This window comes from Vibrio porteresiae DSM 19223, from assembly GCF_024347055.1.
GTDB lineage: Bacteria > Pseudomonadota > Gammaproteobacteria > Enterobacterales > Vibrionaceae > Vibrio > Vibrio porteresiae.
On record NZ_AP024896.1, the window covers coordinates 1,117,539 to 1,135,798 of the forward strand.

19 protein-coding genes and 1 pseudogene are annotated in these 18,260 nt (G+C 44.5%); 2 read left to right on the forward strand and 18 right to left on the reverse strand.

Features of this window, described 5'->3' with window-relative positions; genetic code table 11:
* Window positions 1-20 precede the first annotated feature (20 nt).
* From tnpA to OCV11_RS21760, 11 genes and pseudogenes are all read right to left on the reverse strand, one after another.
* Window positions 21-482: pseudogene (gene tnpA, locus OCV11_RS21710) on the reverse strand (IS200/IS605 family transposase).
* 196 nt (window positions 483-678) lie between these two features.
* The gene (locus OCV11_RS21715) at window positions 679-1,128 is read right to left on the reverse strand and encodes a F0F1 ATP synthase subunit epsilon (RefSeq protein ID WP_261896517.1); all 450 of its coding nucleotides are present in this window, start codon (window positions 1,126-1,128) and stop codon (window positions 679-681) included.
* A gap of 18 nt (window positions 1,129-1,146) precedes the next feature.
* Window positions 1,147-2,532: a F0F1 ATP synthase subunit beta gene (gene atpD / locus OCV11_RS21720; RefSeq protein ID WP_261896518.1), complete on the reverse strand. Its 1,386-nt coding sequence runs from the start codon at window positions 2,530-2,532 to the stop codon at window positions 1,147-1,149.
* Between the two features lie 24 nt (window positions 2,533-2,556).
* The gene (gene atpG, locus OCV11_RS21725) at window positions 2,557-3,417 is read right to left on the reverse strand and encodes a F0F1 ATP synthase subunit gamma (protein ID WP_261896519.1); all 861 of its coding nucleotides are present in this window, start codon (window positions 3,415-3,417) and stop codon (window positions 2,557-2,559) included.
* 30 nt (window positions 3,418-3,447) lie between these two features.
* Window positions 3,448-4,983, reverse strand: coding sequence for a F0F1 ATP synthase subunit alpha (gene atpA / locus OCV11_RS21730; protein WP_261896520.1), 1,536 nt, complete (start codon window positions 4,981-4,983; stop codon window positions 3,448-3,450).
* Window positions 4,984-4,995: 12 nt separating this feature from the next.
* Entirely contained in the window at window positions 4,996-5,538 is a 543-nt protein-coding gene (locus tag OCV11_RS21735) for a F0F1 ATP synthase subunit delta (RefSeq protein ID WP_261896521.1), read from the reverse strand.
* 9 nt (window positions 5,539-5,547) lie between these two features.
* Entirely contained in the window at window positions 5,548-6,018 is a 471-nt protein-coding gene (locus tag OCV11_RS21740) for a F0F1 ATP synthase subunit B (RefSeq protein WP_261896522.1), read from the reverse strand.
* A gap of 44 nt (window positions 6,019-6,062) precedes the next feature.
* Entirely contained in the window at window positions 6,063-6,299 is a 237-nt protein-coding gene (gene atpE, locus OCV11_RS21745; RefSeq protein ID WP_004730405.1) for a F0F1 ATP synthase subunit C, read from the reverse strand.
* Window positions 6,300-6,357: 58 nt separating this feature from the next.
* Window positions 6,358-7,128, reverse strand: coding sequence for a F0F1 ATP synthase subunit A (atpB, locus tag OCV11_RS21750; protein WP_261896523.1), 771 nt, complete (start codon window positions 7,126-7,128; stop codon window positions 6,358-6,360).
* The gene (locus tag OCV11_RS21755; RefSeq protein WP_261896525.1) at window positions 7,129-7,527 is read right to left on the reverse strand and encodes an ATP synthase subunit I; all 399 of its coding nucleotides are present in this window, start codon (window positions 7,525-7,527) and stop codon (window positions 7,129-7,131) included.
* A gap of 541 nt (window positions 7,528-8,068) precedes the next feature.
* Window positions 8,069-8,788 (reverse strand): carbonic anhydrase, encoded by a 720-nt coding sequence (locus tag OCV11_RS21760; protein ID WP_261896526.1) that lies wholly within the window; start codon window positions 8,786-8,788, stop codon window positions 8,069-8,071.
* A 331-nt stretch (window positions 8,789-9,119) separates the two neighbouring features.
* On the opposite strand from OCV11_RS21760, the gene OCV11_RS21765 reads away from it, so the two are divergent.
* The gene (locus OCV11_RS21765; protein WP_261896527.1) at window positions 9,120-9,578 is read left to right on the forward strand and encodes an exoribonuclease R; all 459 of its coding nucleotides are present in this window, start codon (window positions 9,120-9,122) and stop codon (window positions 9,576-9,578) included.
* A gap of 58 nt (window positions 9,579-9,636) precedes the next feature.
* Here the strand turns inward: OCV11_RS21765 and OCV11_RS21770 are convergent, their stop codons facing one another.
* The 5 genes from OCV11_RS21770 to OCV11_RS21790 all read right to left on the reverse strand — a co-directional run bounded on the left by OCV11_RS21770 (window position 9,637) and on the right by OCV11_RS21790 (window position 14,211).
* Window positions 9,637-9,984: a helix-turn-helix domain-containing protein gene (locus OCV11_RS21770; protein ID WP_261896528.1), complete on the reverse strand. Its 348-nt coding sequence runs from the start codon at window positions 9,982-9,984 to the stop codon at window positions 9,637-9,639.
* A 241-nt stretch (window positions 9,985-10,225) separates the two neighbouring features.
* The gene (locus OCV11_RS21775; protein WP_315972751.1) at window positions 10,226-10,978 is read right to left on the reverse strand and encodes an amino acid ABC transporter ATP-binding protein; all 753 of its coding nucleotides are present in this window, start codon (window positions 10,976-10,978) and stop codon (window positions 10,226-10,228) included.
* Window positions 10,971-11,915, reverse strand: coding sequence for an amino acid ABC transporter permease (locus OCV11_RS21780; RefSeq protein WP_261896530.1), 945 nt, complete (start codon window positions 11,913-11,915; stop codon window positions 10,971-10,973). The genes OCV11_RS21775 and OCV11_RS21780 overlap by 8 nt, the downstream gene beginning before the upstream one ends.
* A gap of 73 nt (window positions 11,916-11,988) precedes the next feature.
* On the reverse strand, window positions 11,989-12,798 hold the full coding sequence (locus tag OCV11_RS21785) for a transporter substrate-binding domain-containing protein (protein WP_261896531.1): 810 nt from the start codon (window positions 12,796-12,798) through the stop codon (window positions 11,989-11,991).
* 201 nt (window positions 12,799-12,999) lie between these two features.
* Window positions 13,000-14,211 carry a trans-sulfuration enzyme family protein gene (locus OCV11_RS21790; protein ID WP_261896532.1) on the reverse strand — a complete coding sequence of 404 codons (1,212 nt, stop codon included), beginning with the start codon at window positions 14,209-14,211 and terminating at the stop codon, window positions 13,000-13,002.
* 198 nt (window positions 14,212-14,409) lie between these two features.
* Between OCV11_RS21790 and OCV11_RS21795 the strand changes: the two genes are divergently transcribed.
* On the forward strand, window positions 14,410-14,877 hold the full coding sequence (locus OCV11_RS21795; protein WP_261896533.1) for an Lrp/AsnC family transcriptional regulator: 468 nt from the start codon (window positions 14,410-14,412) through the stop codon (window positions 14,875-14,877).
* A 454-nt stretch (window positions 14,878-15,331) separates the two neighbouring features.
* Here the strand turns inward: OCV11_RS21795 and speB are convergent, their stop codons facing one another.
* Together speB and speA are read right to left on the reverse strand one after the other, a co-directional pair.
* Complete coding sequence (gene speB, locus OCV11_RS21800; RefSeq protein ID WP_261896534.1) at window positions 15,332-16,276, reverse strand: agmatinase; 945 nt, start codon at window positions 16,274-16,276, stop codon at window positions 15,332-15,334.
* Window positions 16,277-18,187 (reverse strand): arginine decarboxylase, encoded by a 1,911-nt coding sequence (speA, locus tag OCV11_RS21805; protein WP_261896535.1) that lies wholly within the window; start codon window positions 18,185-18,187, stop codon window positions 16,277-16,279.
* Window positions 18,188-18,260: the final 73 nt, after the last annotated feature.

Genomic DNA, 18,260 nt, shown 5'->3' on the forward strand with positions numbered 1-18,260 from the left:
GATCTGACATTTGCATATGACTATTTCTTGCGACCCGTAAACGGGTTACCTGAATATGGGATCGACAGTTGCTCTCCCATTTTGTCTTGATCTAATTAATGCTTGATGTAATTTTGGATCTGGCTTGTATTTTTACCGACTGTATCAACGTAATAACCCCGGCACCAAAATTCTCGATTTCGGTATTTGAACTTCAAATCCCCAAATCGCTCATAGAGCATCAAACTACTTTTACCTTTTAAATATCCCATAAAACCTGAAACACTCAACTTCGGTGGGATTTCTAAAAGCATATGAACATGATCTTTACAGCATTCAGCCTCGAGTATATTCACGTCTTTCCATTCACATAGCTTTCGCAAGATTTCTCCAACTGCTCGACGTTTTTCACCGTAGAACACCTGCCTTCTATATTTGGGTGCGAATACTATATGATATTTACAGTTCCATCTTGTGTGAGCTAAGCTCTTCTCGTCCCCCATATTGGGACCCCCTTTCAATTTCTGATTAACTCTTGTAGTTGCCAGACCACAAGGTATTTCTAACAAATTGAAAGGGGTTTTATAACTGACTTATAGCTATAAGCTTAACGGAACCCCCAGCCAAGCTGGGGGTTTTCTCTGTACAAAGAAAAGGCACGCAATGCGTGCCTTTTTAGTGCTCCACAACATCAAACGATTAACGTTGTTTTCTTGACGTTTTACTAGCGAGTTCGACAGCACGCAACTGAGCTAACGCTTTGGTTAACTCGACTTGAGCTTGCATAAAGTTCACATCGTCCCCCGATTGACGGATGTGCTCTTCTGCCGCTTTACGTGCCGCTTCTGCGCGAGCTTTATCAATTTCGCTACCGTGAAGAGCAGTATCCGCCAACACAGTCACACTATCAGGTTGTACTTCAACTAAACCACCAGAGATATAAAGAATGTCTTCTGGTTCGTTAAGTTTGCCCGCAATACGAGCCACACCCGGTTTTATTTTACTGATCAATGGTGAGTGACCTGGGCGAATGCCCAGCTCACCGTCAGCACCGGCAATAGCTAACGCGTGCGCAGGACCAGAAAACAGCGTGCCTTCAGCGCTTACCACGTTCAGTTGAAACGTATTTTGCGTTACACCTATAGCCATAATGCCTCCTGATAGTTGTTATAGCGTTTTCGCTTTTTCCAGAACGTCATCGATGGTGCCACAGTACAAGAAGGCTTGTTCTGGGATTTCATCGTATTGACCGTCTAGCAAAGCTTTGAACCCAGAAATGGTATCTTTCAACGATACGAATTTACCAGGTTGTCCAGTAAACACTTCCGCTACGTGGTAAGGCTGAGTAAGGAAACGTTCTACTTTACGAGCGCGAGACACCAAACGTTTATCTTCTTCAGACAACTCATCCATACCTAGGATAGCGATGATGTCTTTCAACTCTTTGTAACGTTGCAGAGTCATTTGAACGCGTTGTGCTACATCGTAGTGTTCTTGACCAACCACTTGAGGGTCAAGTTGACGAGATGTTGAGTCCAATGGGTCAACTGCTGGGTACAAACCTAGTGCTGCGATGTTACGAGACAATACAATGGTCGCGTCCAAGTGAGCAAAGGTGGTTGCTGGTGAAGGGTCAGTCAAGTCATCGGCTGGTACGTATACCGCTTGGATAGAAGTGATTGAACCTTTATTGGTTGAGGTAATACGTTCTTGTAATACACCCATCTCTTCAGCCAGTGTTGGTTGGTAACCTACCGCTGATGGCATACGACCAAGCAGTGCTGATACTTCAGTCCCTGCCAAGGTGTAACGATAAATGTTATCCACGAATAACAGTACGTCACGACCTTCATCACGGAAACGTTCTGCGATAGTCAAACCAGTCAACGCAACACGTAGACGGTTGCCCGGTGGCTCGTTCATCTGACCGTAAACCATGGCTACTTTATCCAGTACGCCGGCTTCTTTCATTTCGTAGTAGAAGTCGTTACCTTCACGAGTACGTTCACCCACACCTGTAAATACAGATAGACCTGAGTGCGCTTTCGCGATGTTGTTGATAAGTTCCATCATGTTAACGGTTTTACCAACACCCGCACCACCAAACAGACCGATTTTACCACCCTTAGCGAATGGACAAATCAAGTCGATAACTTTGATACCTGTTTCAAGTAGCTCAGTGGCGTTGGACTGTTCTTCGTAGCTTGGCGCTTCACGGTGAATGCCGTATTTCACTTCTTCACCGATAGGACCACATTCATCAATCGGTTCACCTAGTACGTTCATGATACGACCTAGGGTTTGCACACCAACTGGAACTTCGATAGGACCGCCAGTGGTTTCACATTGAATGCCACGTTTTAGGCCGTCGGATGTACCCATTGCGATACAACGAACGACACCGCCGCCCAGTTGTTGCTGAACTTCCAGCATTAACGATGAGTTTTCACCGCTGAGAACTTTCAGCGCATCATAAACGCGTGGACCTTGGTTCTGTGCGAACTCAACGTCGACAACCGCGCCAATGACTTTGACGATTTTGCCAATACTCATAATAAAAACCTCAAATTTCTCTCTCTAAACCGCAGCAGCACCGGAAATGATTTCCGTTAATTCATTGGTGATGGCCGATTGACGCGCTTTGTTAAACGCCAATTGCAGATCATCAATCAACTGACCCGCATTATCGGTCGCTGATTGCATCGCCATCATACGTGCCGCTTGTTCACAAGCGATGGTCTCAACCACACCCTGATACACCAGTGATTCAACGTAACGGTGAATCAGATGGTTGAGTATGTCTTGAGGAGACTGCTCGTAGATATAATCCCAACGAGCCTCTTGATTGCGTTCAATGTCTTCTTTAGGGAACGGCAACATCTGTAATACTCGTGGTTTTTGCACCATGGTGTTTACAAATTGGTTGAACACCAAATACAGGCGGTCAATATTGCCCTGGGAGTAATGCTCTAGCATGGCGTTCACCGTACCGAGCAAATCTTCCAGTTTCGGTGTATCACCAAGACCTGAAGTCTGAGCAATCACCTTCCCCATTGATTGGAAAAAGCCAATGGCTTTCGAACCAATCAATGTCGTATCCACTTCCACACCTTTTTGTTGCCACTCTTGCATGTCGTTAAGAACACGTTTGAACAGGTTAGAGTTCAAACCGCCACACAAACCACGGTCAGAAGAGATGATGATGTAAGCCACACGCTTAATCTCTCTCTCCTGAAGGAATGGGTGGGTGTATTCCAACGTCCCAGCCGATACGTGACTGATTACCTTACGCATGTTTTTTGCGTAAGGGCGCGATGCTTCCATGTTTTGTTGCACTTTCCGCATTTTACTTGCGGCCACCATCTGCATCGCGCTGGTGATTTTTTGGGTACTCTGAACACTAGCAATCTTGGTGCGAATCTCTTTCGAATTTGCCATAAAGGCCTCCTACTTAGTCACGCTTAACCGTTATTGCAGTGCAGTGAACGATTCCATCAAACTAAACAACTGTTTCTCTTCGTCGTCACCGTAAGCACCAGTTTCATCGATGTGTTTCATCAAATCAGCGTGGTTTTGGTGAGCGTAAGCCAGTAGGTCTTCTTCGAATTTAGACACATTGGCCAATTCGATGTTGTTTAAGAAGCCTTTTTCTGCTGAGAAAATTACCAGTGCCTGTTCAGCGACGGTCATTGGTGAGTACTGTTTCTGTTTCATCAGTTCAGTCACTTTTTCACCGTGGTCTAACTGACGACGAGTTGCTTCGTCTAGGTCAGACGAGAACTGAGCGAATGCCGCCAATTCACGGTACTGAGCCAATGCAGTACGAATACCACCAGAGAGCTTTTTCATGATCTTAGTTTGAGCAGCACCACCTACACGAGATACTGAGATACCTGGGTCAACTGCTGGACGTAGGCCTGAGTTGAACAGTTCAGTTTGTAGGAAGATCTGACCATCGGTGATCGAAATTACGTTAGTAGGTACGAAGGCAGATACGTCACCCGCTTGTGTTTCGATGATTGGCAATGCAGTCAAAGAACCAGTTTTGCCTTTCACTTCACCGTTCGTCATACGCTCAACGTATTCTGCGTTAACACGCGCTGCACGTTCTAGCAAACGAGAGTGCAAGTAGAATACGTCGCCAGGGAATGCTTCACGACCTGGTGGGCGTTTTAGTAGCAATGAGATTTGACGGTAAGCAACCGCTTGTTTTGACAAATCATCGTACACGATAAGTGCATCTTCACCGCGGTCACGGAAGTACTCACCCATGGTACAACCAGAGTAAGGTGCTAAGTATTGTAGTGCTGCCGCTTCAGAAGCTGATGCCACAACCACGATGGTGTTGGATAGCGCATCATGCTCTTCAAGTTTGCGTACTACGTTAGCGATAGTGGACGCTTTTTGGCCAATCGCAACGTAAATACATTTAACGCCGAGCGATTTTTGGTTGATGATCGCATCGATCGCCATCGCAGTTTTACCCGTTTGACGGTCGCCGATGATCAATTCACGTTGGCCACGGCCAATTGGAATCATCGCATCAACGGATTTGTAACCCGTTTGGATTGGTTGGTCTACCGATTTACGTTCGATAACACCAGGGGCAATCACTTCAACAGGGTTGAAGACTTTAGCTTTAATTGGACCTTTACCATCGATAGGTTGACCTAGTGTGTTTACTACACGGCCAAGCAACTCATTACCGACTGGCACTTCCAAGATACGACCTGTCCCTTTGACTTTCATACCTTCAGAAAGGTCAGCATATGGCCCCATAACTACCGCACCAACAGAGTGGCGTTCTAGGTTCAACGCCAAGGCAAAGCGGTTGCCAGGGAGTTCGATCATCTCACCTTGCATGACATCTGCAAGACCATGAATAGTGATGATCCCGTCGCTTACAGAGACAATCGTACCTTCGTTTTTCGCTTCAGAAGCCAGTTCGAAGCTAACGATACGCTCTCTGATTAATTCACTGATTTCGTTTGAATTTAATTGCATTTCTTTACCCCATTACGCATGTAGGTTGGTCGAGAGGCGGCCGATATTCGAGATGACACTGCCATCAAAGACCATTTGATCGGCTTTAATCACCACACCACCTACTAGGGATGGATCAATCTGTTGTTCCAGTGTGATGGATTTACCAAATTTGGCACTCAACGCATTCGTTATCTGTGCCAGTTGCTCGTCGTCAAGCAATTCAGAAACACACACTGTCACCTGCATGGTTTTCTCGTGTTCCGCTTTTAATTCACGAAACTGAGCGAGCACTTCGGCCAACGCTTTCAAGCGTCGGTTCTCAGCCATAATTTTTAGAAAGTTCTGGAAGAACTCATCGAACCATTCACCCCCTGCGTGCAGCAGTAAGTCCAAAATGGTCTCTTCTGATCCTTCCCCATCGAGTGAATCGACAGCGTCGGCAACGATAGGTTGCTCCAGAATCATTCCTAAAATGTCGAGCATCTGCTGCCATTGTTCTAACGCTTGATTGTCTCTTGCGTAGTCAAAAGCGGCTTTTGCATAAGGTTGAGCGATTTCTGTCACTTCAGACATACGCCCTCCTTACAGTTCTTTGATGAATCGATTGACTAGATCACGATTCGCTTCGCTGTCGAGATTACGGCTAATCAGTTTGCTTGCACTTTCAATCACCAGATCGGCCATCTCAGCTTGCAGTTCCTGACGTAGGCGGTTACGTTCAGTTTCGATTTCCGCTCTGCCTTCCGCAATAATGCGGTCCTTCTCTTTGTTGGCCAGCTCTACCGCTTCTTCAATCATCACTTCTTGGCGTTGTTTGCCTTGAGCAACGATGGATTGCGCTTTTTCACGAGCTTCTGCAACCAAGGCGGCGCCGTTTGCTTTTGCTAGTTCCAGCTCTTTTGCAGCATCATCTGCATGTTCTAGACCTTTAGCGATTTCTGCGCGGCGTTCATCCAACAGTTTGACGAGTGGTGGCCATACGTATCTCATGCATAGCCATGCGAAAATCACAAAGGAGATCACTTGGCCTAGCATTGTTGCATTAATGTTCATAGCACCCTCACATCTATAACGTTATTAGTTTCGGTTAGTTTGAATTACGCTACAGCGAAGATGATGTACAAACCGATACCAACACCGATCATAGGAACCGCGTCGACTAGACCCATCATGATGAAGAACTGAGTACGAAGCATTGGGGTCAAGTCAGGTTGACGCGCTACACCTTCCAGATATTTACCTGCCAGGTTACCGATACCAGATGCAGCACCTGCTGCACCTAAACCAATCAGTAGTGCACCGGCTACATAGAGAACTGCGCTAACGATATCCATAACAACTCCTAGAATTGAATCAAAGATTGAATAAGTAATTAAAAAACAAATGAATAAATTAATGGCTTTCTTCTTTGGCCATTGCTAAATAAACGATGGTCAATACCATGAAAATAAAGGCCTGAAGAACAACAATTAATATATGGAATAGAGCCCATGGCACACTAAGTAGCCATTGAATCCACCAAGGCATTAATGCAATCAGAATGAAGATCATTTCACCTGCGTACATATTGCCAAACAATCGCAAACCTAAAGAAATTGGTTTGGATATCAAAGTTACCATTTCCAAAACAAAGTTAACTGGGTACAACACTGGTGAAGTAAATGGCTGAGTTGTTAACTCTTTGATAAATCCTGATAGACCTTTACTTTTTAATGTATATCCAATAACCAGAACAAATACACATAACGCCATAGACATAGTGATATTTACGTCTGCTGATGGTAGTGCACGGAAATGACCAATCCCCATTGCTTGAGTTAATTGAGGAATCAAATCTACCGGCAACAAGTCGATAGCATTCATCAATAAAACCCACACGAAAATAGTCAATGCCAGTGGACCAATTAAACGGTCGCGCGACTGAAATATTTCGCTGCAAAGGTTTTCGACAAACTCAAATATTAACTCAATAAGACACTGAAAACGGCTTGGTACTCCTTTCGTGCTTTTACTAATTGCATAGCGAAACGAAAGTATAAATACGAGACCTAATAACCAAACCATAAACATGGAGTCGATATTGATTCCTAACCATCCCTCACCTGAGGTAAGAAAGGTTAGGTGGTGCTCAATATACTCATGAGCGGTTTCCACTTTTGCCATCTATGCCTTCCCTTCGTTTCTGTCGGTAAAGAACGGTGTAAAGAAATGCCCGAGCATCGCTACACTGAACGCGACCAAAACGATGATGTTGCGAAGAGCGAGTAACCGAAAGGTCAATACAAACATGATAATGGTGTAAATCACTTTGGTGTTGCGGCTCAAATTCATCAAGTCTCGCAAGCTCTCCGAAGGTTTAGACCTCGATTTAATAGAGGCTAACCCCATCCCAAATAGCGAAGGGAGAACAGCGATAACGACTCCTGTAACCGCAGACTCACCACTCAACTGCCCAGCAAACAGGAATGCCCCGATCACAAATAACACTCCTAGGGCAGCTTGAGCGAAAAGTATTCTTCGTCCAGCCAACATGATGGCTTTGCTGGTACTATTAGCTTCCATAAATCACCTATTAAGATCATTTGGTAATCTGATAAATTTATTTCTGATAATTAAAATTCACAGAATCGACCAATTTACTTAATTAATATTCACTCTGATAAATAAACTAAACCAAAATATATTTCTTCTGATAAATAAAATTCACAGAATAAACAATCACGAGGAAATCATCCGTTATTCCCTGACGGAAAAAATATACACCGATAAATTCCAAAAACATAAGCCCTAAAACATGAAAATTATCATTCCATTTTTGAAAGTCAATTTTGTTTGTTTTTTTCATTTTTGCCGTATATTTTAAAAGGCAAGTTTGTAACAGCATTGCAGACCAGACTCAGTAATAATTAGCTTATCTCCTGATTATTTAGAGTTGTTGGCGTAAATATAGCGCCTCAATAAAAGCAAATTATATTTTATTACCAGAATATCACTCTAAGCGCCTTTTGCTTAGAGTGTTTTTTTTGCCTAAAATTTGGCAAAAAAAAATCCCCGCTATATTTACTAGCAGGGATGGTTAATATTGGGTTAAATTTTAAATTATTTATTCTTTATCTAAAACCATTCGCGCATTATACGACTGAATTGGTCGGTTATTATTCCCCATCATTTTATTCCAGGTTACTTTCTGTTCATCAGAGATCATTTTAGATTCTTTGAGTACTATCCAGCGCACCCCTTCACTGCATGGTGGCGTGGTTAAGGAACCGTTAAAGCGGTAGTAATTCTCTGTGCTTGGTAACAGTGAAGCAACCGGTAATGACTCATTGATAGCGACCGTGTTGCCCTTGGTTGGTAAGGTTTTCCCTAGGGTGGTTAACGGAGCATTAACCTCTCCCACTTGATACATCACCGCGATTACCGCTAAGTTACCCTGCTCATCAGCATTCACGAAATGCGCTTCTAAGGGGTATTGACGACTTTTGATAAGATTTTCGGATGGGGTGTGGAAATGAAACTGCTTGAGCGTAAAGACTTTTCCATCGATACGCACGGTGTTGTCACCAGAGACGCTCGCTTGCAGTGTGTGACCATTGTTCACTAAGTTAGTCACCGAACCTTGATAACGGACATCAACCCCTTTGAGCTTAGCTTCTGTGGTCTGTTCAATGTTGATCGGGCTTTGATTTTTACCCGTTTGGCAGGTTTGTGACACCTTACCCCAATGATCCGGACCCGATTCGCCTTGATAACTCCATTCAGAAGCGAATGTTGCACCGGAAAACAGTGCGCCCATTGCCACCACTATACTCAACTTCTTCATACGCAACCTCGATGTAAAATTATATTAAAATGAGTAAGTTAATGACATTTACCTGTCATCGAGTCGCATCATAACCAAATTTTACTGTCCAGTTGAGCGGCAAAATATGATGAAATGTAACGATGAAATAGTTTCTCACACATAATACATTCACAGTAACTATATGAATTGAATATATAATTGATAAAAATATCGTCCTGATGGAGGCCATATTTATTTACATTTATGTTGATCTACTACAACTTCAATGCGTTTATGGCACATAAAAGAGTGACGACAGACGATTAACCACGTAAAATTCTCAGCAGACCATCCAATAGATCAAAAAGTTATGCAACAAGACTATCGCTTCGACTGTTTAAACAACACCAGCAAAGAAGAACTCACTGAACTTGCCATGCGCATGCTGCATCGTTTAGTGCCTGAACCCGTGGTTCGTGAAATCTTTCATTTTGAAGAACAAGAAACAGCAACAGAAGAGCGTCAGCAAGAAGCTTACTTTGATGCTACTTTGCGTTTGCATGCTGTCGCGCTTGGCGAAATTCCGTCGCAGTTTGCTCAATCGCAAAATGCAGAACAAAACATTGAACGTATGTGTCGCCTGATTCTATGGCACTTTTATGCGATTGGTTTTCAGTTGGATCGCGTTATTCCATTAATGGCACACTGCCAAGAAATTGAACAACGCGTCTCCACTCGTCCTAATGACGCCTTGGAATGGTCAACGGCATTAACTCAACTGCTCTATCGCTATTCAGAAATGAATCAAGCTCAGGCTCAAAGCAGATAGCCACAGTAGTAGCAAATAGCGTTGGTGTAGATAGTGAAAGCCGAGCGTTAGCTCGGCATTACTTTGCTTGGTGAGTGTAATCAATAATGACTTGATTGCCCTCAACATGAATATTTTGAATCTCTCCATCCACGCTGATTCTGCTTTGCAAATGCACCACCACATCTCCTGCTGTGTACTGACGTTTTAAGGTCGGCAACACGTTATAGGGTTCAACATGTAACTGTTGACAAAACTTGCTCACGAAATTCATGGTTAATGGCGCATTACCACGGAGCAATTGGGAAAATTCCATCTGGCTTACACCCAAGCGTTTGGTCATCTCCATCTGCGTAATTTGCATCTTGGCTTTCTGTGACATCCAAACGTTATACAGAGCGGTACGGTCATTTTCAGTTAATTGCATTTCATCTCCCCTAGCCTAATTCTCTGGCGAACAAAATGACAAAAAGCGATATGGGAAATGTCAGTCAGCGGTGAGTTTCTCTCTAAGATTATTACATTTGGCTGCCTGAGTATGCGATAGGTCAAAATTCGCCCAAACAGTGCAACGAAATGAGGGGGATATCGTCGATGGAAGAAGGTAAAAAAGCCCCAAGTGGGGCTTTTATCAAGTGCGTTACTTAACTTTGGTGATAAGACTTAGGTTATAACACTTTAGCTAAGAACTGCTGCAAACGCGGATGTGGCGCACCATCGAATACCGATTTAGGCGAGTCATCCACCAGCAAGGTGCCATCTTCCATAAAGAGGACTCGGTCTGCCACTTCACGGGCAAAACCCATTTCGTGCGTTACGATGACCATGGTCATCCCTTCTGCGGCAAGGTCTTTGATAACGTCTAAAACCTCACCCACCATTTCAGGGTCGAGCGCCGAAGTCGGTTCATCAAAGAGCATAAGGTCCGGTTTCATGGCTAAAGCACGGGCAATGGCCACACGCTGCTGCTGACCACCAGAAAGATGCGATGGGTAGTTATTCATGCGGTCAGATAGCCCAACACGTTTAATCAAGCTCTTCGCATCTTCCTCAACGTCTTTCAAAGGGCGTTTCGCCACTTTCAAAGGCGCTAGCATCACGTTTTCCAATGCGGTTTTGTGTGGGAAGAGGTTAAAGCTTTGGAACACCATGCCCACGTTTTGGCGCAGTTGGTTAATGTCCGTCGTCTTGGCGTACATATCCATCCCATCGATAAAGATGGTGCCGGATGAGATCTCCTCCAACTGGTTTAACGTGCGCAAGAAGGTCGACTTACCTGAACCAGAAGGTCCAATGATCACGACAACTTCACCACGTTTGATGGTGGTTGAAACGGCTTTCAACGCATGGCAACCATTGGAGTAATATTTGTCGACATCTTTAGCAACGACAATATCGTCGCCTTTATATTGATTAGTCACTGGCTGACAACCTCTTCTCTAAACGTTGGATAGCCCAAGACAGGCTGCCTGTTACTACTAAATACAGTGCTGCAACGGTAAACCACACTTCAAACGGTGCAAAGCTGCCACTCACCACTTCACGACCCGCTTTGGTCAAATCGGTGATGGAAATAACAGAGACCAATGAAGAGTCTTTAATTAAGTTAATGAACTGACCCGCCAGTGGTGGCAAGGTTTTCTTCATCGCTTGCGGCAAAATGATGTACAACATCGCCTGAGCGTAGTTCATCCCTAGCGAACGCGCAGCTTCCATCTGTCCATTTGGAATAGCTTGAATACCTGCACGCACAATTTCAGCAACGTACGCGCCAGTAAACACAGACAGTGCTACTACCCCAGCGGTAAAGCGGTCAAAATCCATTACCGTCCCGATAAAGAAATAGACGATAAAAATTTGTACCAGCAGTGGTGTTCCGCGAATCAACTCAACATAAGTGAGGGCAAAATCTCGCGCGGTATGGTTCTTCGCCACACGCATTAAACCAAAGACTAGACCGAGTAACACGGCAAAAACGAGCGAAATAAACGATATTTTAATCGTGACCCATAGCCCTGTTGCTATCGGACCGAATTTCCATTGACTGAGCTGCGCTATGGTATCACCCTGAAATACGATATCACCGTCGCTAACCATCAAATTGCTATATTTTTTAATGACCTGTGGTTTGTCTGACTGGTCGAGCTGGATAACCAACTGTTTATCCTTGATGACCGCTGTGCCATCACCTTCTGCGCGAATATCTTGCATATCGGTGTTAATCACATATGGCCAAAGTCTGTCCCAGTGCCAATTGTAATTGATGCTCTTACCTGCGCCATAAATAGCGCCAATGAACATAATCATGATCAGGACATAAATTCCATGTCCAACCCAACGTGAGGATTTTGACTGCATCACTCTGTTCTCTTTCTTATTTTGGGTAAAATTAGGGCAAGCTCGCTTGCCCTAGTGATGATAGCTAAAGTCCTTATTGGACGTCTTTCAACCAACTGTCGGATTTAAACCATTTGTCGTATAGACGTTCGTAAGTACCGTCACCTTGAATTTGACGTAGATAGTTATTCAAGAAGTTAAGGAAGTTAGGATCGTCTTGACGAATCGCCCAACCCAGAGGTTCATAAGTAAACGGCTTACTTAAGTGTTCGATTTGACCTTTGTGTTGCGCAGCATAGATGGCGTTATAAGGGAAGTCGTAGATGAAAGCATCCGCTTTACCGTTTGTCACCTGTAGCACAGAGTCTACTTCAGTGTCATATAGGTCTAACTTAGCTTTGGGCAGGTATTTCTTAGTCGCTTCAGCACCAGTAGTACCCAGTTTTGTTGCGACGGTGTATTTAGGATCGTTTAAGTCTTTGTAGCTCTTAATTTTGCCTTCCAGTTTTTTCGACAAAATGATCGATTGACCGATGACAATATAAGGCTGAGCAAAGTTCACTTTAAGGTTACGTTCAGGCGTGATAGTCATCCCCGCCATGATGATGTCACATTTACCCGTTTGCAGCGCTGGAATGATACCATCCCAAGCGGTGTTCACAGGCTCATATTTCACACCAATAGAACGTGCCATGTGTTTAGCCAAATCGATATCAAAACCAATAAAACGACCGTCTTTTGATTTCATTTCGAACGGCATATAACCCGCATCAAAACAGACTTTCAGTTCACCTGCATTCAACACGCTTTCAAGTGTTGAGGTGGCAGCTGAAGCTTGAGTTGCACTTAATGCAGTACAGGCAAAAACCAGACTCGCTACAGTCGACTTAACAAACTTTTTCATATTATCCCTTATTTATTTTGTTATGCATTTTATTGCTATCGTTCTTCCTATCACGAAACGCGATGGAATGACGTTTATCAAGCGATAAACGCCAGACACAGGCGCACTACAGATAATGCGCGAATTTATCATCGTTTTTCAACACTTTGTTTGCATTAGTTTTCTAATTGTAGAGGAACATATGCATGTAAACACTTAAAACTAGCGCAATAAATGTTCAAGTTCTCGCAGTAAATCTTCCGTTGCTTCTAAACCAATCGAGAGGCGTATTACCCCATCGCCAGCAAAAGAACGAAATGCAGCCCGCTTTTCAGCAGTGAAATGATAAGTGGATTGGTCTAACTCATCGGTTTTCATCGCCACGGCTAAGCTACGTTGATGTCCAATTGAGAACGCGTAGTAGAAAACGTGTGATTCTTGAGCAAAACGCTGTTGAATCAAATCTATGTCATCTACTTGGAATGCAATTATGCCGCCAAAAAGTGCCATCTGTTGCTGTGCAAGTGCAAATTGGTGATGTGACGCAAGCCCTGGATATAAAACGCGCAATACGCGTGGCTGTTTTTCCAACCAGTTAGCTATCTCATGTGCGCTGCTGCACAGGGTCTTCATGCGCGGATAAAGGGTCTCCATTCCGCGCATAATCAGCCAAGCGCTTTGGGCAGAAAGCGTCGCCCCAAGATAGACGCCAGCCCTTGAGCGGATTTGGTTTAACAGTGATCTGCTGCCCAAAATTGCCCCACCTAAAACATCACCATGACCATTAATAAACTTGGTCAGCGAGTGCACAACAATATCGGCTCCAAAACTCAACGGCTTAGTGATCACTGGCGTAGAAAAGGTCGCATCGACACTTAATAACGTGCCACTGGTTTTTAAGCCATTAGCGAGCGAACGGATGTCGGTTAAGGTCAATAATGGGTTACTTGGGGTTTCGATATGCACCAATTTGGTGTTTTTTTGCAGTGCGTTGAGCACTTGGGTTATGTCACTGGTATCGACTGCAGTCACTTCTACCCCATAATCAGGCAAAACTTGTGTTGCAAATTCATACACCCCGGCGTAGCAAACATCGCTAATAATAAGATGATCGCCGTGCTTAAGTAGCGATAAAAACAATCCAGAGATCGCCGCCATACCTGTCGCCGTCGCTAAGCACGCTTCAGCCCCTTCTAAATGTGCTAAACGCTGCTCGAGTTGATCTACCGTAGGGTTGCTCCACCCAGCATAAAGGTAGGGAGCTTCGGACAAGTCTTCTAATCCTTGTGCAGAAAAGGCCCCTTGCTGTGGGTCAAAGCAGTGATTGACCGACATCACCATCGAAGGGGATATGGCTTGAGTTGCCAACTCAGGGTCAACAAAGGCGCGAACCACTGCCGTTTCTGGCGCGTAACGATAGGAATTGTCTGACATCTCTTGTCCTCAACAAAAAAGCTTAGTATGTTCAGCGTCTAGTGTGCGTTAACCGCTAACACGAAACTCTGCAACCTGCCCTCAAGTGTTGCCTATTTTGCAGCGTTTCACCCGTTTCAGTGCATAAAATCCAGCGTCGCACCAAATTGATACGTTATTCCCCATAATGGGGCTAAGTAGTGAGAAGAAAAGAAACTTATGACTCCATTGGATGCTTTTGATCGCCATATTTTGGCTTTGCTCCAAAAAAATTGCCGTCTCTCCAGTGAATCGATCGCTGAACAAGTAGGACTTTCCCCGTCGGCAGTACAAAGACGCATTAAACGGCTGCGTGACGAAGGAGTCATCGAACAAGAAGTCGCCATCGTTGCTCAAGAGGCCAGTGTCCACCCTATGTCATTTCTCGCCAGTATTGAAATAGAGCGAGATAACTACACAGTGTTAAAAGAGCTGACGCAATGGGCCCGTACACATGCTTGCGTACAGCAGCTCTTTTACGTGACAGGCAATATTGATGTGATGCTCGTGGTTTCTGCAAGCACAACCAAAGAGTACGATGGCTTTATTGAAGGTTTGATGAGTCAGTTTCCACAAATTAAGCGCGTGACCACCAATGTGGTTATCGATCAACCTATCAAGAGTTTACGCATTCCAACACGTGAGTAATATTGGTATGTGTTGGACATGCTATAATATTAAATATTATTATAATTCAGTGTATTACGATTAAAAACTTGGCTCCTGAGCATGATCCCCCCTCTAACTCCCCCCTTAAAAACAAGGGGGGAGAACCTGATCGAGTTCGCCGTGGTTTTCGTTGATAACCGTTACGTTCAAGAACCGGTTCGAGTTCGCCGTGGTTTTCATTGATAACCGGTACGTTCGAGAACCGATTCGAGTACCCCTTTGGTATCGCTGGTAACCGTAACGTTCAAGGATCGGTTCGAGTACCTCTTGGTATTGCTAATAACCGTTACGTTCAAGAACCAGATCGAGTTCACCGTGGTTTTCGGTGCTTATCGTTACGTTTATGGCCAGATTAATGACAAAAAAATCGGCCTCAAAGTTCATTTGAGGCCGATTGTACATTTACTTATCGAGAGTGCTCGAAGCGCGGCGATTAAGCGCCTTGTACTGCGCCTTTTTCTGGGCGTTTTGATGCCCAAGTATAAAGAAGCTCAAGTGCAATGGTTGCACCGGCTAGCGCTGTGACTTCGCTTTGATCGTATGGAGGAGAAACTTCCACCACATCCATACCCACGATGTTGACATCTTTTAACTTACGGATGATTTTCAGAATCTTATCTGAAGTCATACCGCCACATACAGGAGTACCCGTACCTGGTGCAAACGCAGGATCAAGACAGTCAATATCAAACGTAAAGTAGACTGGACGATCGCCAACGACTGCTTTAATTTGCGCGACGATTTCATCTGCAGTTAGGTCATTCGCTTCCATCGCATTAATCACGTTAAATGCGTGATTTTCTGCTTTGTATTCAGTACGAATACCGATTTGAATCGAATGCTTCGCTGAAATCAGACCTTCTTTTGGTGCATGGTAGAACATAGTACCGTGGTCATAAGCACTGCCATTTGCATAAGTGTCAGTGTGGGCATCAAAGTGCACCAGTGCCATTTCGCCAAAGTGTTTTGCGTAAGCACGCAAAATTGGCAAGGTAATAAAGTGGTCACCACCGAGTGCTAGTAACGTTTTGCCTGATTTTAGGATCTCACCCGCTGCCGCTTCTAAACGGTAGGTGAAGTCTTCTGCGTCGCCACAGTCAAACACTAAGTCACCGCTATCAATCACATTGATGCGATCAAACAGGCTGAAATCCCAAGGGAATTTTTTACCTTCCCATGCAAGGTTAACCGATGCTTTACGAATCGCATCAGGCCCCATGCGTGCGCCTGGGCGACCAGAGGTGGCCATATCCAATGGCACACCTAACACCACCACATCCGCTTCAACATCAATCGGATCTCTCACGTAAGGACGACGCACGAAAGTCATTGCATTTGAATAAAGTGAATAATCAGTTTTCGTAAACAAATCATTCATTTAAAAATCCTCTAAATAAGTGTAGCCACATAGACCCTGCTCAAGTTCTTGCAGAATCGCTTCACGCTCGTTTTCTTCAACACGCTGCTCAAGCAGTTGTTGATAGTTGGCACGAATCATATCGACGTCAATATGCACGTAACGCATCATATCTTCGACGGTATCGCCTTGGTTAATAAACGCAATTTCTGGCTCACCTTTCTCTGTAATGTTGACCACCACACTGTGGGTATCACCAAACAAGTTGTGCATGTCACCCAGAATTTCTTGGTAAGCGCCTACGAGGAAAAATCCCATTAGGTACGGCTTATCTTGGTTCCATTGTGGTACAGGCAAAGTGTTCTCAATGCCTTGGCCCTCAACGTATTGCTCCACAATACCGTCTGAGTCACAGGTAATATCCAACATCACCGCACGGCGATCTTCTAGTTGATCTAAGCCAGAAATCGGTAATACAGGGAACACCTGATCAATACCCCAAGCGTCAGGCAAAGATTGGAACAGTGAGAAGTTCACGAAGAACTTATCTGCCAAACGCTCTTGCAATTCATCAAGAATTGGACGGTGGAAGCGGTTTTTATTGTTCATGCGCCGACTTAGCTCATGATAAATGCGCTGTGCTAGACGTTCCGCCCAAGCACGTTGATGCAAATTCAGTACACCAGTCGCGAATTGACTGTGCACTTCAGATAAGTCAGCTTGTGTATCGTTGTAAATCTCAATCAGTGCACGAGCATCGGAACCTTCGTGAAGGTTTTCCCAGCTACGCCACATGTTTTGCAGCAGTAGCGACTCTTCATCTTCCAGTTCTGACACTGGCTCAGGAGAATACGCTTCTGCACCAATCACGTTTGTGATCAAAACCGCATGATGCGCCGTAATCGAACGACCCGACTCAGAAATGATGTTCGGCATTGGCTGATCGTACAATTTACAGATATCACCTACGGAGCTCACGACGTTACGCGCGTACTCAATCAAACCATAGTTCATCGAGTTGGAGGATTGGCTACGAGTACCATCGTAGTCAACCGCTAGGCCGCCACCTACGTCAAAGTAATTAATTGACGCCCCAAGGGCACGCAATTCACAGTAGAAACGCGCTGCTTCGTTGACGCCGTTACGTACGTCACGAATGTTCGCCATTTGCGAACCTAAGTGGAAGTGTACCAATTGCAGCGCAGAAAGCTGTTTCTCTTTCTTTAGACGTTCAATAACGGTCAGTACTTGCGATGCCGACAAACCAAATTTCGATTTTTCACCGCCGCTTGATTGCCATTTACCCGCACCTTGAGATGCTAAGCGAATACGCAAACCCAAACGTGGTTTGACACCCAAACTTTTTGCTTCGCTCAGGACGATGTCCAATTCAGACATTTTTTCCAAAACGATAAATACTTTATGACCCAGCTTTTCACCGATCAAAGCAAGACGAATGTATTCACGGTCTTTGTAACCGTTACAAACGATAACTGAGCTTGCTTGTTGTGCCATTGCTAGCACCGCAAGAAGTTCTGGCTTACTGCCAGCTTCCAAACCCAGTTGTTTGTGCTCTAGACGTGCTTGGCTCGCTAGAATTTCATCAACGACTTCTTTTTGTTGGTTTACTTTAATTGGATAAACCAATAGATAGCGATTTGGATAGTCATATTCTTCAATGGCCTGGTTAAATGCTTCACAAATACCATGCACACGCTGATGAAGAATCTGTGGAAAGCGAACCAATACCGGTACGTTCAGACCTTGGTCTTGGAGCTGTTCCACGATGCGACTTAACGGTGTTCCCTTCTCTTGGTCTTGCCTTGCGGACACAACCACTTCACCGTCATTATCAATTGCAAAGAAACCCTGGCTCCAATATTGCACATTGTAGTCAGCACGAACACGGTCTAATTTGGATTCTTTTTCCACACTTATCTCTCACTAAATCGATGGATAAAAGGCACGTCATTTGAGCGAATGAAGCACCCTGCAGGTCAACTGC

Excerpts from the sequence above, each read along its gene's own strand:
- OCV11_RS21715 (WP_261896517.1), bottom strand. The coding sequence starts at position 1,128 with ATGGCTATAGGTGTAACGCAAAATACGTTTCAACTGAACGTGGTAAGC.
- atpD (WP_261896518.1), bottom strand. The coding sequence starts at position 2,532 with ATGAGTATTGGCAAAATCGTCAAAGTCATTGGCGCGGTTGTCGACGTT.
- atpG (WP_261896519.1), bottom strand. The coding sequence starts at position 3,417 with ATGGCAAATTCGAAAGAGATTCGCACCAAGATTGCTAGTGTTCAGAGT.
- atpA (WP_261896520.1), bottom strand. The coding sequence starts at position 4,983 with ATGCAATTAAATTCAAACGAAATCAGTGAATTAATCAGAGAGCGTATC.
- OCV11_RS21735 (WP_261896521.1), bottom strand. The coding sequence starts at position 5,538 with ATGTCTGAAGTGACAGAAATCGCTCAACCTTATGCAAAAGCCGCTTTT.
- OCV11_RS21740 (WP_261896522.1), bottom strand. The coding sequence starts at position 6,018 with ATGAACATTAATGCAACAATGCTAGGCCAAGTGATCTCCTTTGTGATT.
- atpE (WP_004730405.1), bottom strand. The coding sequence starts at position 6,299 with ATGGATATCGTTAGCGCAGTTCTCTATGTAGCCGGTGCACTACTGATT.
- atpB (WP_261896523.1), bottom strand. The coding sequence starts at position 7,128 with ATGGCAAAAGTGGAAACCGCTCATGAGTATATTGAGCACCACCTAACC.
- OCV11_RS21755 (WP_261896525.1), bottom strand. The coding sequence starts at position 7,527 with ATGGAAGCTAATAGTACCAGCAAAGCCATCATGTTGGCTGGACGAAGA.
- OCV11_RS21760 (WP_261896526.1), bottom strand. The coding sequence starts at position 8,788 with ATGAAGAAGTTGAGTATAGTGGTGGCAATGGGCGCACTGTTTTCCGGT.
- OCV11_RS21765 (WP_261896527.1), top strand. The coding sequence starts at position 9,120 with ATGCAACAAGACTATCGCTTCGACTGTTTAAACAACACCAGCAAAGAA.
- OCV11_RS21770 (WP_261896528.1), bottom strand. The coding sequence starts at position 9,984 with ATGCAATTAACTGAAAATGACCGTACCGCTCTGTATAACGTTTGGATG.
- OCV11_RS21780 (WP_261896530.1), bottom strand. The coding sequence starts at position 11,915 with ATGCAGTCAAAATCCTCACGTTGGGTTGGACATGGAATTTATGTCCTG.
- OCV11_RS21785 (WP_261896531.1), bottom strand. The coding sequence starts at position 12,798 with ATGAAAAAGTTTGTTAAGTCGACTGTAGCGAGTCTGGTTTTTGCCTGT.
- OCV11_RS21790 (WP_261896532.1), bottom strand. The coding sequence starts at position 14,211 with ATGTCAGACAATTCCTATCGTTACGCGCCAGAAACGGCAGTGGTTCGC.
- OCV11_RS21795 (WP_261896533.1), top strand. The coding sequence starts at position 14,410 with ATGACTCCATTGGATGCTTTTGATCGCCATATTTTGGCTTTGCTCCAA.
- speB (WP_261896534.1), bottom strand. The coding sequence starts at position 16,276 with ATGAATGATTTGTTTACGAAAACTGATTATTCACTTTATTCAAATGCA.